Annotated in this window: 15 protein-coding genes and 1 tRNA gene; 7 read left to right on the top strand and 9 right to left on the bottom strand. The window is 63.9% G+C overall.

What is annotated here, in order from left to right; genetic code table 11:
• Positions 1-113: 113 nt before the first annotated feature.
• Complete coding sequence (locus tag KBX71_RS29000) at positions 114-509, bottom strand: hypothetical protein (protein ID WP_030329838.1); 396 nt, start codon at positions 507-509, stop codon at positions 114-116.
• Between the two features lie 969 nt (positions 510-1,478).
• Between KBX71_RS29000 and KBX71_RS28995 the strand changes: the two genes are divergently transcribed.
• Positions 1,479-1,922 carry a hypothetical protein gene (locus KBX71_RS28995; RefSeq protein WP_210820972.1) on the top strand — a complete coding sequence of 148 codons (444 nt, stop codon included), beginning with the start codon at positions 1,479-1,481 and terminating at the stop codon, positions 1,920-1,922.
• On the opposite strand, the gene KBX71_RS28990 is transcribed toward KBX71_RS28995, so the two are convergent.
• From KBX71_RS28990 to KBX71_RS34350, 5 genes are all read right to left on the bottom strand, one after another.
• Positions 1,912-2,688, bottom strand: a complete 777-nt coding sequence (locus tag KBX71_RS28990; RefSeq protein ID WP_307847366.1) for a glycosyltransferase — start codon at positions 2,686-2,688, stop codon at positions 1,912-1,914. The genes KBX71_RS28995 and KBX71_RS28990 overlap by 11 nt on opposite strands.
• Positions 2,676-3,497, bottom strand: coding sequence for a GntR family transcriptional regulator (locus tag KBX71_RS28985; RefSeq protein WP_210820971.1), 822 nt, complete (start codon positions 3,495-3,497; stop codon positions 2,676-2,678). The genes KBX71_RS28990 and KBX71_RS28985 overlap by 13 nt, the downstream gene beginning before the upstream one ends.
• Positions 3,498-3,646: 149 nt before the next feature.
• On the bottom strand, positions 3,647-3,892 hold the full coding sequence (locus tag KBX71_RS28980; RefSeq protein WP_247684293.1) for a precorrin-4 C11-methyltransferase: 246 nt from the start codon (positions 3,890-3,892) through the stop codon (positions 3,647-3,649).
• A gap of 91 nt (positions 3,893-3,983) precedes the next feature.
• Positions 3,984-4,319: a hypothetical protein gene (locus KBX71_RS34065; protein ID WP_247684292.1), complete on the bottom strand. Its 336-nt coding sequence runs from the start codon at positions 4,317-4,319 to the stop codon at positions 3,984-3,986.
• 75 nt (positions 4,320-4,394) lie between these two features.
• On the bottom strand, positions 4,395-4,520 hold the full coding sequence (locus KBX71_RS34350; RefSeq protein WP_256442183.1) for a hypothetical protein: 126 nt from the start codon (positions 4,518-4,520) through the stop codon (positions 4,395-4,397).
• 350 nt (positions 4,521-4,870) lie between these two features.
• Between KBX71_RS34350 and KBX71_RS28970 the strand changes: the two genes are divergently transcribed.
• The 5 genes from KBX71_RS28970 to KBX71_RS28950 all read left to right on the top strand — a co-directional run bounded on the left by KBX71_RS28970 (position 4,871) and on the right by KBX71_RS28950 (position 12,359).
• A complete protein-coding gene (locus KBX71_RS28970) occupies positions 4,871-5,293 on the top strand; it encodes a GntR family transcriptional regulator (RefSeq protein WP_210820970.1) in 423 nt (140 codons plus the stop codon).
• Between the two features lie 466 nt (positions 5,294-5,759).
• A complete protein-coding gene (locus KBX71_RS28965) occupies positions 5,760-8,441 on the top strand; it encodes a type I restriction-modification enzyme R subunit C-terminal domain-containing protein (protein WP_210820969.1) in 2,682 nt (893 codons plus the stop codon).
• Positions 8,442-8,443: 2 nt separating this feature from the next.
• Positions 8,444-9,907 carry a class I SAM-dependent DNA methyltransferase gene (locus tag KBX71_RS28960; RefSeq protein ID WP_247684302.1) on the top strand — a complete coding sequence of 488 codons (1,464 nt, stop codon included), beginning with the start codon at positions 8,444-8,446 and terminating at the stop codon, positions 9,905-9,907.
• A gap of 53 nt (positions 9,908-9,960) precedes the next feature.
• Entirely contained in the window at positions 9,961-11,403 is a 1,443-nt protein-coding gene (locus tag KBX71_RS28955; RefSeq protein ID WP_210820967.1) for a restriction endonuclease subunit S, read from the top strand.
• A gap of 257 nt (positions 11,404-11,660) precedes the next feature.
• A complete protein-coding gene (locus tag KBX71_RS28950) occupies positions 11,661-12,359 on the top strand; it encodes a hypothetical protein (protein ID WP_210820966.1) in 699 nt (232 codons plus the stop codon).
• Between the two features lie 995 nt (positions 12,360-13,354).
• Here the strand turns inward: KBX71_RS28950 and KBX71_RS28945 are convergent.
• Positions 13,355-13,438: transfer RNA gene (locus KBX71_RS28945), tRNA-Tyr, on the bottom strand.
• Between the two features lie 147 nt (positions 13,439-13,585).
• Here KBX71_RS28945 and KBX71_RS28940 point away from each other — a divergent pair.
• On the top strand, positions 13,586-14,080 hold the full coding sequence (locus KBX71_RS28940; RefSeq protein ID WP_124820931.1) for a YajQ family cyclic di-GMP-binding protein: 495 nt from the start codon (positions 13,586-13,588) through the stop codon (positions 14,078-14,080).
• A gap of 173 nt (positions 14,081-14,253) precedes the next feature.
• Here KBX71_RS28940 and KBX71_RS28935 read toward each other — a convergent pair whose 3' ends face one another.
• Together KBX71_RS28935 and htpX are read right to left on the bottom strand one after the other, a co-directional pair.
• Positions 14,254-15,513: an MFS transporter gene (locus KBX71_RS28935; protein ID WP_210820965.1), complete on the bottom strand. Its 1,260-nt coding sequence runs from the start codon at positions 15,511-15,513 to the stop codon at positions 14,254-14,256.
• A gap of 163 nt (positions 15,514-15,676) precedes the next feature.
• Positions 15,677-16,552, bottom strand: coding sequence for a zinc metalloprotease HtpX (htpX, locus tag KBX71_RS28930; protein ID WP_196929448.1), 876 nt, complete (start codon positions 16,550-16,552; stop codon positions 15,677-15,679).
• Between the last annotated feature and the right edge of the window lie 106 nt (positions 16,553-16,658).

The raw sequence follows: 16,658 nt of genomic DNA, 5'->3' as shown, positions 1-16,658 counted from the left end.
GGCAGGCATACCCTTGGACATGTCACTACCTCTCTCGACAGAGCAGGGGAAAGAGACAGAGGGCGGGGCTGCCGTCCGCCAAGACCTGACAGCCCCGCCCCCACCAGATGCGGCTACTGCGCCGCCTTCGACGCCACGCCCGCCGGGGCACGCATCCCGGTCGCCCGCAGCGAATACGCCATCCGACCGTTGTTGCCCACGTACGGCGTGACGGTCATGCCGTCGAACTCCACCGCCTCGAACAGGCCACCCGTCGGCGGCACAGGCTGGTAGTCCGCCGAGATCTTCACCGTCGTCTCCCGCGACCGCTTCCCCAGCTCCGGATCCAGGTCCATAACCCGGACCTGCCACACCCGCTGGCCGGTCAGCTTGTCCTTCGCCGGACTACGCCGGCCGGTCTTCTCGTCGTAGTCCTCGACCTCGCCCAGAGACTCGGGCACCAACGCGCACCCCGCCGGGAACACGTCCTCACACCGCACCGCGAACCTCGTGCCGCCTCGCAGAGCCATCGCTCAACCTCCAGCTTGTTAACTTGTCTGCCAAGTTGCGTCCAAGGTAGACGGCACTTGGCAGACAAGTCAACAAGTCTGCCGTGGCAAGCCGAGAGCCCTGCTGTCGCCGGAGCCGCAGCCGTCTGCGCAAGCCGTCAAGTCGGGCGTGATAGGGAAGCGAAGCCCCTATGGCAAGTCTGCAAAGATGTTTGCGAACCAGCACTGCAGCTGATCCACCCGTGCGGCGTTCGTATCGGTGGTCCGCTACTGCAGATGCCGAAGCGAAGTAGCTACAACACGGATGACGTTGTAAGGTGTAGCAGCACTTCTAAATTACTTAGATTGAAAGTTGAGAAGCGTTGAACGTTCAACGCGTTAGGCACTCAACTGCAGACGTGTTGGTCAAGATTCGACGATCCTGCACCAACACGGGAAACGGACCGCCACCCGTGCCCCGGTCAGAGCGAAGGGTGACGGCCCGTGAGGAGGGTCGGCTCGCCTAATTGGCGGGCCGACCAACCTCCCCGCCTCTGAGCCAGTCCATGATCAACCAGGTCAAGGTAGGTGCGATGAGCTTGAAGTACCAGCTCAGGCGCTCCATCTCAGGCCGAGGATGCTAGGCACGGCTCTTCGGGGCCCCACCTCTCAGCTTGCGAGGCTTTGAGCCCTTTTTGGCGTTGGCCATACTTCACCTTCCTTATGCGGGCATGAGTTCGCCGCCCTCAACGCTGATAGTTGAAGGCGGGTCCCCGGTTCGTGCGCGCACGGTCGGTTGAGTTTGACCTCGCCGAGATCATAGGCATACCTCTAGGGCCAATTGCAAGCGAAGTTTGACAGATCCCGTGAACCAAAAATAATTGCAGGGATTCGCGCAATAAGGACCGCGTCCTTGCTTGACCTTGATTGCCATTCGATGTAGCGCCTCGACGGTCGAGCAGTTACTGATGCGGGAAGCGTCAAAGCTGACCAGCTGGGTATGAGCGCGCCATGACGCACAAGCAGGCGGGTCAGGCTGTCGATCAAGAGCACTCGCGCCCCGCGGGTGTGGACGACAAGACGGTCGAGGCTCTGGGTGAGTTGAGCAAGGCTCTCGAGACGATCCACCGGGTACGAGGCCACCTGTACTCGGCGCACCAACTAGTAGGCGGGGCAGATCTCACCCTTGACCGGGTGGTGAAGCTGCTTCGCGAGGCCGGCCACGACGAGATGGCCGACCGGGTCGCGCAGGAGCTGTTGGGGCGCAACGTGCTACCCGGTCGGTGGACGTTCCAGATCGTGGAGGAGTTCGACGACGGCTACTACGCCGCGTTCCAGGAGATCGAGCGGGACGCGCGGGAGAAGCTGGCCGGCGGTCGGCGGCACATCTTCGAGGCGGAAATGAAGGAGCGGCGGCGTACCCACGGCATGCCGGGGCACGAGGCTACGCCGTAGCGCTGGCGTCGAAGCCGTCCGGGATCATCGAGGCCAGGGCGTTGGCTCTGGCCTCGATGATTCTCATCCGTCCCTGGTACTCAGCCGGTTCCCGGTGTGCAGCCTGGCTGGTCACCTGGCCGGGCCACTTGCGGTAGAGCAGGCCGTATTCGCGGGTGAAGTAGCCCGCAGTGATCGCGTTGGCGGCGAGCAGGAGGCCGGTGTCCTCGGAGGCTGGCAGCGCCATCCAGCCGCCCAAGGCGAAGACGAGATCTCGCCGCAGGCACAGGGTCGCCGGGTGCACCGATGCCCGGTAGTCGTTGGCCTGCCAGAACGACAGGACAGAACCGCGGTCGATGACGCCGCCGGCCGGGTCCTTGTCCCATCCAGCGGTCGACCCGTCGGGCAGCAGGTCGAGTACCCGCGAGGCGGTCCAGCCGATCTGCGGGTGCGCGTCGAACGCAGCGATGTCCCGGGCGAGTGCGCCGGGGGTCAGCTGGTCGTCCGCGTCTAGCACCTTGATGAGTTGCCCGGAGACTCGGGAAAGCGCGAGGGTGCGGGCAACACCAGGCCCACCGGGACGGCCGGTGCCGAGACTGATCCGGGGATCGCCGGGCAGCGCGTCGACCAGGGCGCCGGTCTGCCCGTCCTCCTGGACGAGCCATTCCCAGTCCCAGCCGTCAGGCATCTCCTGCTTGGCCAACGACTCGTACGCGCCAGGCAGGTGCTCGATGCTGGGCGCGTGGACCGGGGTGATGACCGAGACGAGCTGCGTCAAGTTTTCCACCGCTGGAGTTTGTGGGAGTAGACAAGCTCGGTGCGGTCGCCCGGCATCACCACGTCGGCGACCTCGACGATTCGGCCGGTGGTGTCGGTCGAGGTCTTCCGTACGGTGAGCACGGAGACGCCCGGGTCGATGTCCAGCAACTCGGCCTCATCGGGCGACGGCGGGCGGGCGCGGATCTCGTCGTCGATCCGGTCCAACTCAATGCCGAGCGTGTGGAGCTGGTGTTGCGTCCCGCCCGGCCACGGCTCCTTGCCTGCGTCGAGCAGGTCCGGGTTCGCGGCCACCAGGTCATAAGGCAGGTAGGAGTACGACACGGTCAGCGGCGCGTTCTCATGCCGGGAGGACGTCCAGTAGACCCGACGCAGCAGCGGCGTACCCGGCTCGACCTGCAGGGCCGCCGCCATCTCCGTATCAGCCTCCACCCGCGAATACTCGGCGTGGAACTTCAGGTCATCGACGGTCAGTCCGGTGTCGTGCTCGGTGGCGCCAGTCTTCAGCCGCTCATCCTCGTCGAGCAGGACGCGATCCTTCTCCCACTGGTACCGCTCGGTGTTGCGACGCCGTACCCGTTGGCGGGGTGCCCGCACGTAGGTGCCGCGCCCCTGCTCCGCGCGGACCAGGCCCCATTCGCGGAGCTGCCGGATGGCGTTACGGACGCTCGTGCGCGACAGGCCCGAGGTGTCGGCCAGCTCGGTCTCGCTGGGCATGAGAGTGCCGGGGGCCAGTTCGCCGCTCACGATCTTTGCCCGCAACTCTTCGGCGAGTTGCAGGTAGCGAGGGCGCCAGTCCCGGCCTTGCACACCGGTCACCGTACCCCCTAGACGTTCCAACGTCTGCCAGGTGGTCCCGCCGGCGGGCCGCTCAGGAACCGCCGGTACGGCTACCGCTGTTCGCGGTGGCCGCGCAGGGCGCAGGCCAGGAGTACGAGGAACGGCTGATCCCCGACGGGTGTTGGCGTTCACCGCGTCTCTCCGGCACCCTCGCCGCCATCTCCCGGTGTCAGCATCTCCAGCTGCGCGTAGACCAACTCGTCAATGAGCCGGTCTACCTGCGCGGGCGACAGTAGTACGGTCTGCGTCGCGCCGTACCGGGTCGCGTCGAGCTTCACGGCCAGGTCCCGGCGGGCGAACCGGTCGACGACCAGTTGGACGGTGACCCAGCCGGTCCGCTCCCGTCCAATCGTGCTGAGAAGCCCGCGGTGCATCGGGTCATTCGGTCCACAGCCTCGACACCACACCGGGCACACGATCGGCGCGATCGACGACGGCGACGACCTCCCTGGGATGGCAGCACCCTCACTCATCGCCGGCCCCCTGCTGCCCGGCGGCCTGGGCCAGCGATCCGCTAAGTTGCTCAACCAGTTGGGCCGCCTGCGGCAAGGACAGCTCCGCCCAGGCGTTCCCGGCGCGGCACGTCACATGAACACCGACCATGGGACCGCCCAGAGCCTCACTGCTAATGAGGTACGTGACGACAAGGCCCCCCGCCCGACTGTCGCCGGCCCGCTGCATGGGGCCGCGATGACGGCGGGCCATATGCGTCATCACCGGCGGCACCAGGTAGCCGCAGCGATCCGGGGCGCACCAGTCCGGATGGCCGGTGACGGCAGCCGGCTTGTTCGTACGACTCATCGCCGCCACCGCCCGCCGTTGCCACGGTAGAGCTGGGCCCGCGTCATCAAGGGCGCACGCCGGAGCGAAGGCAATTTACGGGTGGCGCCCGTCGACCACCGCGGCGAGGAGGTCGTAGAAGCCGGGCGCGGACTCGACGGAACGTTGCTGCTGGCGCTCCGGGCAGATGGGCGTCTCCGAGACCACCAGGACGAGAGCCAATGGTGTCGACGATGGGAGCCGGACATCGCACCTCCACAGGTAGGCGGGGACCGGTGGCCAGCCGCGGGGGAATGCGGCCGGCCACCGGCCCGGATGAAGGCACGGCGCACCGTCCGACGCCGGACGGGTCGGGTATCGCCGAGCCAACTTGTACGCGCGGCTACCGCAACCGGTCCGACAGGACGCCGCGCATCAGGTGCGACCAGAGCCGGCGCGAGACCGCGCCTGACACGATTAGTCATCGCAGCCGCACACCAGGAAACGTATCTACAACTGAACGAGTTGTCTAGACGTCGAATTGGGTCACTTGGTTGGCAGTTGGTAAGACAAGTGCCAGGTACGGTGAGCAGGTGCCCACCCCGCACCACGGACAGCCCCGATATCGCGTCATCGCCGAAGATCTGAGACGGCAAATCGAGAGCGGAGCCATCGCGCCAGGCAGCCTCTTGCCGGCGGAGAGCGCGCTTACCGCCGAGTTTCGGGCAAGTCGCGGAACAATCCGCCAGGCCATCGCCGTCTTGCGGGATGAGCGCTTGGTCGCGACCGAGCACGGCCGCGGCACATACGCCAACCCATACCGCTACAAGGACGGGCCAGCCGACGGCCCCGATGTCGAGACAACCGAGCGCCAGGTAGCGGCCGATCCAGAGCTTGCGGCGCTCTTCGCTGTTGAGGTAGGTGCAGCCCTGATCGAACAACAGAACGTCACGCTGATGAATGGAGCCGTCGGAGCCGTGGTCAGGATCTATCGGCTACCTGGAGCGATGCATTAGGCCACTGCGCACCTTCGATACCCCTTCAAAGCGCTTGACGGGCCGCGTGCGCCGCCGTCTGGGGGCGCGACAGCCGCTGTCGCTAGGCGGCCATCACGCCTGATGCCCGTCGGCTGGCGGCTGGCGCGGATATGCGGGGGTCCCGGAGGGTCGCCGCAGAACGACCGTGACCTTGACCGATAGGGTGATGGACCGGCAGCCGGCCGGGCCGAGCGGCCATGAGCCCGTGCGGCGCAGGGGAGGGCAGGCCGGCCATCGACCAGGGCGAGCCGAGCAGAACACCGCCCGACCCACCAGCTTCCAAACGGACCCGTCAAGGTCCGGTTGGCGTCGCGGGCCGGGCGGCGGACCGCTCCCCAGGAGGGGGCCATGGCAGACATGATGGCGAGCGGTCCGGGGTGATCGATTTCAACTATCAGGCGAACGGGATCTTCAATATCTACTCTGACGTTGTTAGAGTTCCTATATGTCCAAAGAATCCGAGAGGGTGACCCGTACCGGGCGGATCGACCCTAGGATCGCGACCGCCGGTTGGTCGGTAATGCCAAGCGCCGGAGTCGACATCAGCCGTTCGACCGATCCGGCAGCCCTAACGGAGTTCAGGACATCGGACGGCACTGCGGATTATGCACTTTGCCATCTGGGCCAGGTGCGCGCCGTCGTTGAAGCCAAAAAGCTCACTGTTGGTCCTCACGGCGTACTTGCACAGGCCGAGCGCTATTCACGCGGCATCCGACAGATCCCAATGTACCAGAAAAGGTTTGGCGTACCCTTCCTCTATTCTACCAATGGTGAACAGGTCTGGTTCCACGACATACGCCACGAACTCAACCGATCGCGGCAAGTCGCTGGCTTCCATACACCCGGCGCCCTTGAAGAACTACTGGCGAGAGATGTCGAGGCCGAATCAGCATCGCTAACGGCGGCTCCGCAGAACGCTGTCTTGCGGCAGTATCAGCTGGAAGCGAACGTGGCTGTCGAACAAGCTATCCGCGAGCGCAAGCGTAAGATGCTGGTGACCATGGCGACCGGCACTGGCAAGACCCTAACTATGGTCAATCAAGCCTACCGCCTAATGAAGGCCGGCGTCGCGCGGCGAGTGCTATTTCTTGTAGACCGGCGGGTATTGGCCGCCCAAGCGGTCCGCGCCTTCTCTTCATTTGAGGCCGAGCCGGGGCTTAAGTTCGACAAGATCTACCCCGTGTATTCGCAGCGCTTCCAGCAAGCCGACTTGGACGAGGGCGGGACGTGGAGCCCAAACGTCATGCCAAACTCGCTACTTACCAATCCAAAGCTTGGCGATGCGTTCGTCTACATAAGCACTATCCAGCGCATGACCACAAACCTATTCGGTGCGGAACACGCCCTGAGGCAGGACGACGAGACGGCAGATGTCGATGCCGAGAAATTAAACGTCCCGATCCATGCCTTCGACCTCATAATTGCTGACGAATGCCACCGCGGCTACTCCGCGAAGGAGATGTCTGCCTGGCGCGCTACGCTCGACCACTTCGACGCAATCAAGGTTGGCCTGACGGCGACGCCGGCCGCTCACACCATGGCCTACTTCGAGAACCTCGTCTTCCGCTATGAATACGACCGCGCCGTGCACGAAGGGCATTTGGTCGACTATGACGTGGTCCGAGTGCGATCCAACGTGCGCATGAATGGCGTCTTTCTTCGACAAGGCGAGCAGGTCGACCAAGTAGACACTGAGTCCGGCACTCGACAGCTCGATTACTTGGAGGACGAACGCGCCTTCGACGCGCCAGAGGTGGAGCGAAAGATCACCGCGCCCGACGCGAACCGCAAGATCCTCCAGGAGCTAAGCCGCTACGCCCAGCAGCATGAACGTGAGCACGGCCGCTTCCCGAAGACGCTAATCTTCGCTGCAAATGATCTACCGCATACTTCCCACGCCGACCAGTTGGTAGGCATGGCCCGTGAGATCTTCGGCCGCGGAGAGTCTTTCGTAGCAAAGGTGACTGGCCGAGTCGACCAGCCCTTGCAGCGTATCCGGGAGTTCCGCAACCGGCCGAACCCCGGGATCGTCGTGACGGTGGACCTCCTGACGACGGGCGTTGACATACCAGATTTGGAATACCTCGTACTTTTGCGTCCGATGAAATCTCGCATCTTGTTCGAACAGGTACTCGGGAGAGGTACTCGGAAGGGTGACCGCTATCCAGACAAGTCGCACTTCACAGTGTTTGACTGTTTCGATGGCACTCTTATCGCATACTTCCAAGGCACTACCGGCATAACAGTCGATCCGCCCGAGGGTGACGGCAAGACCATCGCTGAAATAATTGAGGATATCTGGCAGAACAAGGACCGTGACTACAACGTGCGGCGCTTGGTTAAACGGCTGAACCGAATAAGCAAGAAGATGACAGGTGGAGCTTATGATCTCTTCGCGAGGTTCATCGAAGACGGTGACTTGTCAGCCTTCGCCGGTCGGCTGCCATCACTATTGCGCCGCTCGTTCAGCCACACGATGAAAATTCTGCGAGACGAAGAATTCCAGCGACTGCTACGTGAATTTCCCCGTGGGCAACGTACGTTTATTGTAGCTCCGGGTGTCGTCGACTACGTATCCAGCGAGTGGATGATTAAGGGTGGCACTGGCCAGAAGTACAAGCCAGCAGACTATTTACGCGCATTCGAGTCCTTCCTACGCGGCAAAGTAGACGAGATCCAAGCGCTCACTATCTTGTTGTCTCGTCCACAAGAGTGGGGTGCCGAACCCCTGACCGAGCTGCGGCAGGCATTGACCGGAGCACCCGAACACTTCACCGAGGCCAACCTTCAGCGAGCCTTCCAAGTCACTCACCACAAGGCACTCGTCGACATCATCTCCATGGTCAAGCGTGCTGTGCTGGAGGGGTCACCGCTGCTAACAGCCGAGGAGCGGGTTGATGCTACGGTTGCCCGCGTCATGGCTCGCACGACTCTGACCGATGAACAGCGCCGTTGGATGGACTACATCCGGCAGCACCTGATTCAGAATCTGTCTATTGAGAGTGATGACTTTGACGCAATCCCCGTGCTGTCCGACCGTGGCGGTTGGCGGCGTGCAAATCGGGTTTTTGGCGGGCGTTTAGCGGAGCTGCTCGCAGACCTTAATAAGGAGCTTGTTGCCGCGTGAGCATGGACGTTGTAGGCAAACTGTGGGGTTTCTGTCATACCATGAGGCATGACGGAATCGACTACGGCGACTATATTGAGCAGCTGACGTATCTGTTGTTCCTAAAGATGGCGGACGAGCGCGATATCGAGTTGCCGAGCTATAGCGAGATTGAAGAATCCTCCGGCTCGATTGTTGCAGTGCCTTGCGAGTGGCAATACCTCCGCAAACAATCAGGTACGCAACTCTTGGTTCACTACAGCAAAGCACTCACCGAGTTGGGCCGGCATCCAGGAATCCTTGGCAACATCTTCGCCGGTGCCCAAAGTAAGTTCACCAATCCCGTCAACCTTGCTCGCCTAGTTCAGTTGGTCGACGAGACCGACTGGACGGCTTTGGACACGGACATCAAGGCCGCCGCGTTCGAGGGCCTCCTAGAGAAAGCTGCGGCCGAGGGTAAGAAGGGTGCGGGTCAGTTCTTCACCCCGCGGGTGCTCATAGACTTGATGGTGCGCTGTATCAAGCCGGACCCCAGGGCGAAGCGAGACTTTTCAATCAGCGACCCCGCGTGTGGAACGGGGGGTTTCCTCGTCGCTGCCTACGAGTGGTTGAAGGGCGAGACGCAGGGCGCCTTGGACCGCAGTCTTGCTAAGCGAGTCCGGACAAGCACCTACTATGGTCAGGAACTCGTGCAACGTCCGCGTCGCTTGGCCCTTATGAACATGTACCTGCACCAGGTCGAGCCGCAAATCACGCTCGGCGACTCGATCTATGACGAGCCCACTAAGAAGCAGTTTGACGTTATCCTGACTAACCCACCCTTTGGCACGAAGGGTGCCAACCAGGCGCCCAGCCGTGACGACTTCGTGGTCCAGACTAGTAACAAGCAACTTAACTTTGTGCAGCACATCATGACGTTGCTTGCGCCGGGTGGACGTGCAGCCGTCGTTGTTCCGGATAACGTGCTTTTCGCTATTCAGGCAGGCGATGTGTTTGAGATCCTGATGGAAGACTGCGACTTGCACACTGTCTTGCGTTGCCCTCGTGGCACCTTTTCGCCATACACGGAGGGAACGCAGACTAATGTAATCTTTTTAACGAAAGGCCGGCCCACGGAAAGGGTCTGGATCTATGATGCGCGGGCGAACGTACCTAAAATCACCAAGAAAAGCAGGCCGCTTACGCCTTCGCATTTCGCAGAGTTTGAGCGCTGTTTCGGCGATGATCCCTTCGGAGCGAGCAGGCGCCGTGAGAGCGACTCGTCCGAAGGGCGCTGGCGATCGTTTACCCTAGACGAAATAAAGGAACGGCACTATAAGCTCGCCGGCTTCAGGTGGCTTCGAGACGAGGAGTTCGGTAACGTTGACGAGCTTCCCGAGCCGGAGGAGCTGATAACAGAAGCGATGGCCGAACTCCAGCTCGCGCTCGACGACTTGGCCGACATCCAGGCTCTCGTGGAAAACACTGGAAACGGGGGCATTGCGTGACGCCGGACCCTGACGAGCAAGCGCTTCCCGAAGGATGGGCGGAGGCGCGGCTTATGGATATCACAATTGACGTAGCTAGTGCTGATCCTGGGTCCGACCCGGACTTACCGTTGCTGTATGTTGACATTTCAGCAATTGATAACGAGAACCTTCGAATCCGCGATCCAAAACGACTTTTGGGCCGTGAAGCGCCGTCCCGAGCCCGCCGCCCCGTAAGGGACGGAGATGTTCTTTTCTCCAATGTGAGGACGTATCTAAAGAACATCGCAAGGGTGGAAGGGCTCGGCGAGCGTTCGTTCGCCTCGACGGGGTTCACGGTCTTGCGCCCCAGAGATGGAATTGACTCCTCGTACCTGTTCCGACTGGTGGCGTCCGATGCCTTCGTTGACGCGGTGACGCCCGAACAGACGGGAAGTCAGTATCCAGCGACATCAGATCGGGTAGTCAGGGGCCAGGTTGTACCAGTTGCGCCAGCCGCTGAGCAGTCGAGGATCGCGCAGAGGATAGATCAGATCGAGGCCAGGAAAGAGAGCACGGAGGGCCACCTCGACGCCGCAAGAACATCGTTGGACCGCTTTCGGAAATCTGTTCTCGCGTCTGCCTTCTCCGGCCGGCTCACTGCGGATTGGCGGGCTGAGTTCCCGAATCTTCGTCGTCCCTCTCTTCGCCGGACTGCTGAAGCGGAGAGCCGAGCATCGCGCCGTAAGGCTAAGGTGCATGGAGATGGCCCGGTTGATGTTTCGGGCTTGCCGGAGTTGCCCACCTCTTGGGGCTACGAACGGGCGGAAGAAATCGTCGAGCTCGGAACAGCAATTACCTATGGCATCGTCCTTCCGGGCCCAGAAATCGCGGATGGTGTGCCTTATGTAAGGCAGCAGGACGTTGCTAACGGAACCGTCCTCGTTGAACAGCTTCGGCGAACGTCCCACGAAATCGCTGACAAACATCATCGTTCTGCCTTGCTAGAAGGCGATGTTCTTCTATGCATAATCCGAAACCTTCGGGTTGCAATTGTGCCGCCGGGAATTGATGGGGCAAACATCACCCAAGGCATGGTCCGGCTTCGGCCAGCGGAAGTGGTGCACCCCCCGTATCTGGCCGCCTATCTCGAGAACCCTTACATCCAACAGTGGATGATGGCTCGATATGTCGGCTTGGCTATGCCTCGAATCAATGTTGCCGACGCTCGCGCCATTCCAGTCGCCTTGCCCTCCATAGAGGAGCAGCGGGAGATCGTGCGACGCGTCTCGGCGATGCTGTCCCTGGCTGAAGAAGTAGCAAAGCGAGTGGATTCTGCCAGCCGCTCCCTGCTGCGGTGTTCGCAGGCCGTTTCGGTTAAAGCGTTCCGCGGGCAACTTGTTCAGACGGAGGCCGAACTGGCTCACCATCAGGGCCGGGAATATGAATCAGCGATGGCCTTGCTAAAACGCGCATCTGCGGGTGCGCGGACTCGGGGGCCTGTGAGCCAAAGAGCTCATCGGAGCCGGGTGGTGTAGAAAGAGTTGTTGGAAACTGGACTACTTGTCGGGTGATGTATCGCGTGATCGGTGAGCATCAGCACCGGCCGAAGGGCGAGCAGCTAGATGCCCAGCCGAGCCAGCGATCGTTGGCGGGCGGTTGCGGACCGGGACACCAGGTTGGGCAAGAGGACCATGCGGTGGTCCAGGGCGAGGCGGGACGCCTGGCATCAGCCGGTGACGTCAACGGCGGCGACCGAGGCCTGGCCACTGTGGACTGGCCGGAGGGAGTCTAGTTGTTCCAGGTAGATCTTCAGGACAGCGTGAATCGGCTAGCCCGCTCGCTGGAAGTGCCCAAGCGGTTGGTCAGCCTGCATCCTCGCCAGCCGGGTAACGCAGGCAACTATTCGGCCTTGCCGCCAGCGGTGGTTCTTGGCGTGATATCGGCGTTTGAGGGCTTTGTTGAGGACTTCATGGCCACCGCTCTGTATCGCCGAGGTTATGGCATGGGCCAGATAGCCAGGCGCGTTTCTATGAATAATCCGACGCTATCTGAATTTCAGAAGCGCTCTGAGAGCGAATTTCCCGGGATTGTGCCGAGACTGATGAAGGTTCCTCCTTTGCAGGTATGGAACATCCCGTCCGTCAGTGGCCGCCCAGCCACCGAAACGATTAGCTGGAAAGAAATATGCAAGCGGGCCGATGGGTGGATGGAGGTCCGGCACTGCTTGACTCACGGCCTTGCATCCGGCTGGCGTAGCGAGGTATGGCCAGGCCCCCTAAAAGGAAGTATGACGGCCAGCAGCGTGCTTCGTGCGAAGTCGGGCGGCAAACACTCCATTGGGCTCATAGGTGCGATTTCGTGTGCTCGAATCTATCTCTACGGTGCAAAACGAATCGCTACCGAGGTGGCTACGGAACTAGGTGAGACGTTGGTGTGGGAGATCCCCGAGTTTCCCCTTAAGGCTGCAGCCCGGCAGAGACTTGATAGCTAGGGTCGGAGGCCTTAAGGGGATCTTTGATCGACCAGCGGATAGGTTCCTGCCCGCGATATCGGGAGCAAAGCGCGATCAAGACAAGACTGACGACGTGACGCGACCAAGATTCGTCAGGCAGAGCCAGCAGGGCGTCCGCGGAGAGGCTGCCGGCCGGCAATGACCCGTTGGAACCAGCGACACAGCCGCCGATGCGTGAGCCCGCTGGACGAAGCCTGGCGTACCGAGCGGGCCCTGGACCTGGTCGACAGCGGCGCCGTACGCGCCGTTGGTGCTGGCGGTTAGGGCAACCAGGTGCCCCGAGCGGGGCCCGGCTAGGGCCGGCGGCTGTCGACAGCAACCGCGCCGAACGGCGCAACCCCTGACGAGGGCTGGTATGGACGAGGTTTCGAGCGTGCGGCCGTTCCTGAACGTGCTCGGACGCTGTGCGCAGAGCTTGTAAGCGAGACGTCTCCGCTCCCGTCTCCCTCAGGTGCCTCCATCGCGTGCCTTACATTGCTGCCGATTTCCTCTGTTCTGGATCAAGGCGCCGCGCTCCGCGCGGCGCGGGCGGTGAGCCGGCCGGCGGCAAGCCGCCCCGGCCGCCTCCGGCGCCGGGGCGGGGAGCCACCGACTGCCGCCGGACCGCCGCCCCGAACTTCACTGATCCAGACGCAGCACGACCACGGCCAGGCGGCACGGAAGCCGGCAGGTCAACCTGAGCGCGGGCCAGGGCTTCCGACTGCCGCGCCAGTCCAACCCCGGGACTGGCTTGCCCCCGGCCTAGCCGCCGTCAGCGAAGCCCACAAGCAGCCCTCAGCCGGTCACTACAGGCGTGTTCGCACTCCCCCGAGCACGGGCGTTCGCAGCCCCAGAGAAGCCCTGACAGGCAAGATCGACCTGCCCACCATCTGCCCACAACCAGTCGTCAACGCCTGGACTCAGCCGGACTCCCTTGGACAAACGACAACGGCCCCCGATCAGCATCTCTGCTGGTCAGGGGCCGTGTCTGCACCTGGTGGCGGGTAGAGGATTCGAACCTCTGAAGCTTTCGCGACGGATTTACAGTCCGCTCCCATTGGCCGCTCGGGCAACCCGCCAGGGCACCCCACCGCGTCGCAACGCGGCGGCGGAAGCAAGAATAGCGGCTCCCCCCGGTACCGACGCAACCGGGTACGGTCAGGGGGTCGTGCCGCTGGTCGGCGGCCGACGGCAGGCCCAGACCGCCGGACAGCAGGAGCAGATACATGGCAACGAACCCGTCGTTCGACATCGTGAGCAAGGTTGACCGGCAGGAGGTCGACAACGCCCTTCGGCAGGCGGAGAAGGAGCTTGCGACGCGGTTCGACTTCCGTGGCACCGGCGCTGAGATCTCCTGGTCCGGCGAGGAGGCGATCGGCCTCCAGGCGGAGACCGAGGAGCGCGTCCGCGCCGCACTGGACGTGTTCAAGGAGAAGCTCGTCAAGCGGAACATCTCGCTGAAGTCGCTGGATGCTGGGGAGCCGCGCCCGTCGGGCAAGATCTTCAAGATCGACTGCAAGGTGATCCAGGGCATCGAGACGGACAAGGCCAAGGCCATCAGCAAGAAGATCCGCGACGAGGGCCCCAAGGGCGTGCAGGCTCAGATCCAGGGCGACCAGCTGCGCGTGACCGGCAAGAAGCGCGACGACCTGCAGGCCGTCATCTCGCTGCTCAAGGGCGAGGACTTCGGCGTCGCCCTCCAGTTCAACAACTACCGCTGACGGCTGCCCGCCCCGACCCGTCACCGATCTCCGGACGCACATTGTCCGGCTGAGATCGACTCGAGTTCCTGAAAGTCGGGGCATCCGGGCGACTGGGACACCGCGACTTTCAGGAAACCGAGTCGATCAAGCACGGGACCGAGCCGGGCGCACGCCGAGCCGGGCGCAGGCGGTCAGACGGGGACGGGCTGTTCGGCGCGTATGGCCGTGTTTTCCGCGCGAGCGATGGGCCCGGCGGGCAGTGCGGCTACCGCGGCCCCGACGGCGACGGCCGCCCCGGCGAACAGGAACGCCAAGCGCACGCCGCCCGCGTGGTCCACGATCAGGCCGGCTACCGAGCCGCCGGCGGCGCTGGACGCCACCGCGACGGTGACCACCCAGGTGTACGCCTCGTTCAGCATGCCGGTCGGGGCGATCCGGCCGACCAGGGTGTTCTCCAGGGTCAGGGCGGGTGCGATGGTGGCCCCGCCGGCGACCAGCGCGACACCCAACGCCAGTGGGGTGGGCATCACGGCGAACACGGCGAAGGTGGCGGCCAGCGCGGCGAGCAGCAGGGCGAACTGCCGGGTCATGTTCGGTGCTGGCCTGCGGACGCCGAACCAGAGCCCGCCGATGGCGCTGCCGACTCCCCAGACGGCGAGCAGGACGCCGGCGAGGCTCTCCGGGTCGTCGGTGGTGTGGTCGCTGGCGAACGCCGGCACGATCACCCCGGCGGCCCCGAACGCGATGCCCAGGCCGGCCACGCAGATCAGCAGGGCCGGGAAGCCGGGGACCCGCAGCGGGCCTAGCCCACGGGCGTGGTGCTCCTGTGGGTGCGGACGCCAGCCGCGCATGACCCGACCGAGGGCCACTGCGGTCGTGCCGACCAGGGTGACCACTGCCGCTCCGATCAGCGCGGCTGCCGCGTCGGCGACGAGGATGAAGCCGGCGACGAGCAGCGGGCCGAGGACGAAGACGATTTCGAACAGGGTGGTCTCGGCGGCCAGCGCGGTGTTGCGGAGGGGGGATCGGCCGGAGTTGGGGCCGGTCAGGTCGTTCCAGGCGCCGCGGATGGCGGCGGTGAGTGGCGGGTAGGTGGCGCCGGCCACGCCTGAGGCGAGGTAGATGACGGGGAGGGCGTCGTCGCCGGAGCGGCTGGCCAGCAGCAATCCGATGAGCGCCAGCGGGTGGGCCACGGCGGTGAGCAGCAGGACGGGGCTGGGGCCGACCCGGTCGGCGATCCGTCCGGCGACCGGGCTGAGCGCGGCACCGGCGAGGGCGTAGACGCCTCCCGCGATGGCGGCCAGCGAGTAGCGCCCGGTCACCTGCTCGACAACCAGGAGCAGCGCCAGCGGGGTCATGCCGATTCCGAGCCGCCCGATGATGCCGGTGATCAGCAGCATGGGCGCGCCGGGGATCCGCCAGACACCCAGGTACTGACGCAGCGCGGTCACCGTGAACCTCCCGAGGGTGTAATGAGCGTAAGCCGTTATGACCCTAACGCCGCTGCCTGACGGGAAGACAGCGGAATGGTTCTCCGACACAGCGATCCGCCCGTACCCGGCGCGGCCGGGTACGGGCGGAGGCGGTGGATCAGTGGATCAGTGGATCGGTGGATCAGCGCTGGAACTGCACGGGCCCCGAGTTGCGGGCCATCTGCTCCAGCCGGGCGACGCGGTCCTCCATCTTCGGGTGCGTGGAGAACAGGGCCGCCATGCCGCCGCCCCGGAACGGGTTGGCGATCATGAGGTGGGCGGTGCTGGTGAGCTGGCCCTGGGCCGGCAACGGCCGACGTCGGGCCACCGCGTCGATCTTGCGGAGCGCGCTGGCCAGGGCCAGCGGGTCACGGCTCAACTCGGCGCCCGAGGCGTCCGCCTGGAACTCGCGGCTCCGGCTGATCGCCAACTGGATCACCGTGGCCGCGATCGGGCCCAGGATCAGGGTGAGCAACAGCACGGCCGGGTTGGGTCGGTCCTCGTCGTCCCCGCCGCCCAGCGGGATGAAGAAGGCGAGGTTCGCCAGCAGGGTGATGATGCTGGCCAGGCCGGCCGCCACGCTGGAGATCAGGATGTCCCGGTTGTAGACGTGGGACAGCTCGTGCCCGATCACGCCGCGCAGCTCACGGTAGTCGAGGATCTCGGTGATGCCCTGGGTCACGCAGACGGCAGCGTGCTGCGGATTGCGACCGGTGGCGAATGCGTTGGGCTGCGCGGTCGGGCTGACATAGAGCCGCGGCATCGGCTGCTTGGCGTCGGTGGCCAACTCCCGGACCATTCGGTACAGCTCGGGGAACTGCGCCTCGGTGACCGGTTGCGCCCCCATCGAGCGCAGTGCGAGCTTGTCGGAGTAGAAGTAGGTGACGCCGTTCATGACCAGAGACACGAGGACGGCGATGACCAGGCCGCCGCTGCCGCCGAACCAGTAGCCCACCGCCAGGATCAGGGCGCTGAGCAGGCCGAGCAGCGCTGCGGTCTTCAGACGGTTGTGGTGCACGATGTCTCCTTCGGTGCACGGATCGCCGGGATCCGCTGACCGGTGTAACAACCCGGTACCCGTCAACCATCCGTCTCAACGCTGAGAGTTGACTGAGACCGGGGCC

It is taken from the genome of Micromonospora sp. D93, from assembly GCF_018070365.1.
Taxonomy (GTDB): domain Bacteria; phylum Actinomycetota; class Actinomycetes; order Mycobacteriales; family Micromonosporaceae; genus Micromonospora; species Micromonospora ureilytica.
This window is presented reverse-complemented; position numbering and strand designations above follow the sequence as displayed.

Bases quoted from the DNA above. Each gene is read 5' to 3' on its own strand.
- KBX71_RS29000 (WP_030329838.1), bottom strand. From the start codon at position 509: ATGGCTCTGCGAGGCGGCACGAGGTTCGCGGTGCGGTGTGAGGACGTG.
- KBX71_RS28995 (WP_210820972.1), top strand. From the start codon at position 1,479: ATGACGCACAAGCAGGCGGGTCAGGCTGTCGATCAAGAGCACTCGCGC.
- KBX71_RS28980 (WP_247684293.1), bottom strand. From the start codon at position 3,892: ATGCACCGCGGGCTTCTCAGCACGATTGGACGGGAGCGGACCGGCTGG.
- KBX71_RS34065 (WP_247684292.1), bottom strand. From the start codon at position 4,319: ATGAGTCGTACGAACAAGCCGGCTGCCGTCACCGGCCATCCGGACTGG.
- KBX71_RS28965 (WP_210820969.1), top strand. From the start codon at position 5,760: ATGTCCAAAGAATCCGAGAGGGTGACCCGTACCGGGCGGATCGACCCT.
- KBX71_RS28960 (WP_247684302.1), top strand. From the start codon at position 8,444: ATGGACGTTGTAGGCAAACTGTGGGGTTTCTGTCATACCATGAGGCAT.
- KBX71_RS28955 (WP_210820967.1), top strand. From the start codon at position 9,961: ATGGATATCACAATTGACGTAGCTAGTGCTGATCCTGGGTCCGACCCG.
- KBX71_RS28940 (WP_124820931.1), top strand. From the start codon at position 13,586: ATGGCAACGAACCCGTCGTTCGACATCGTGAGCAAGGTTGACCGGCAG.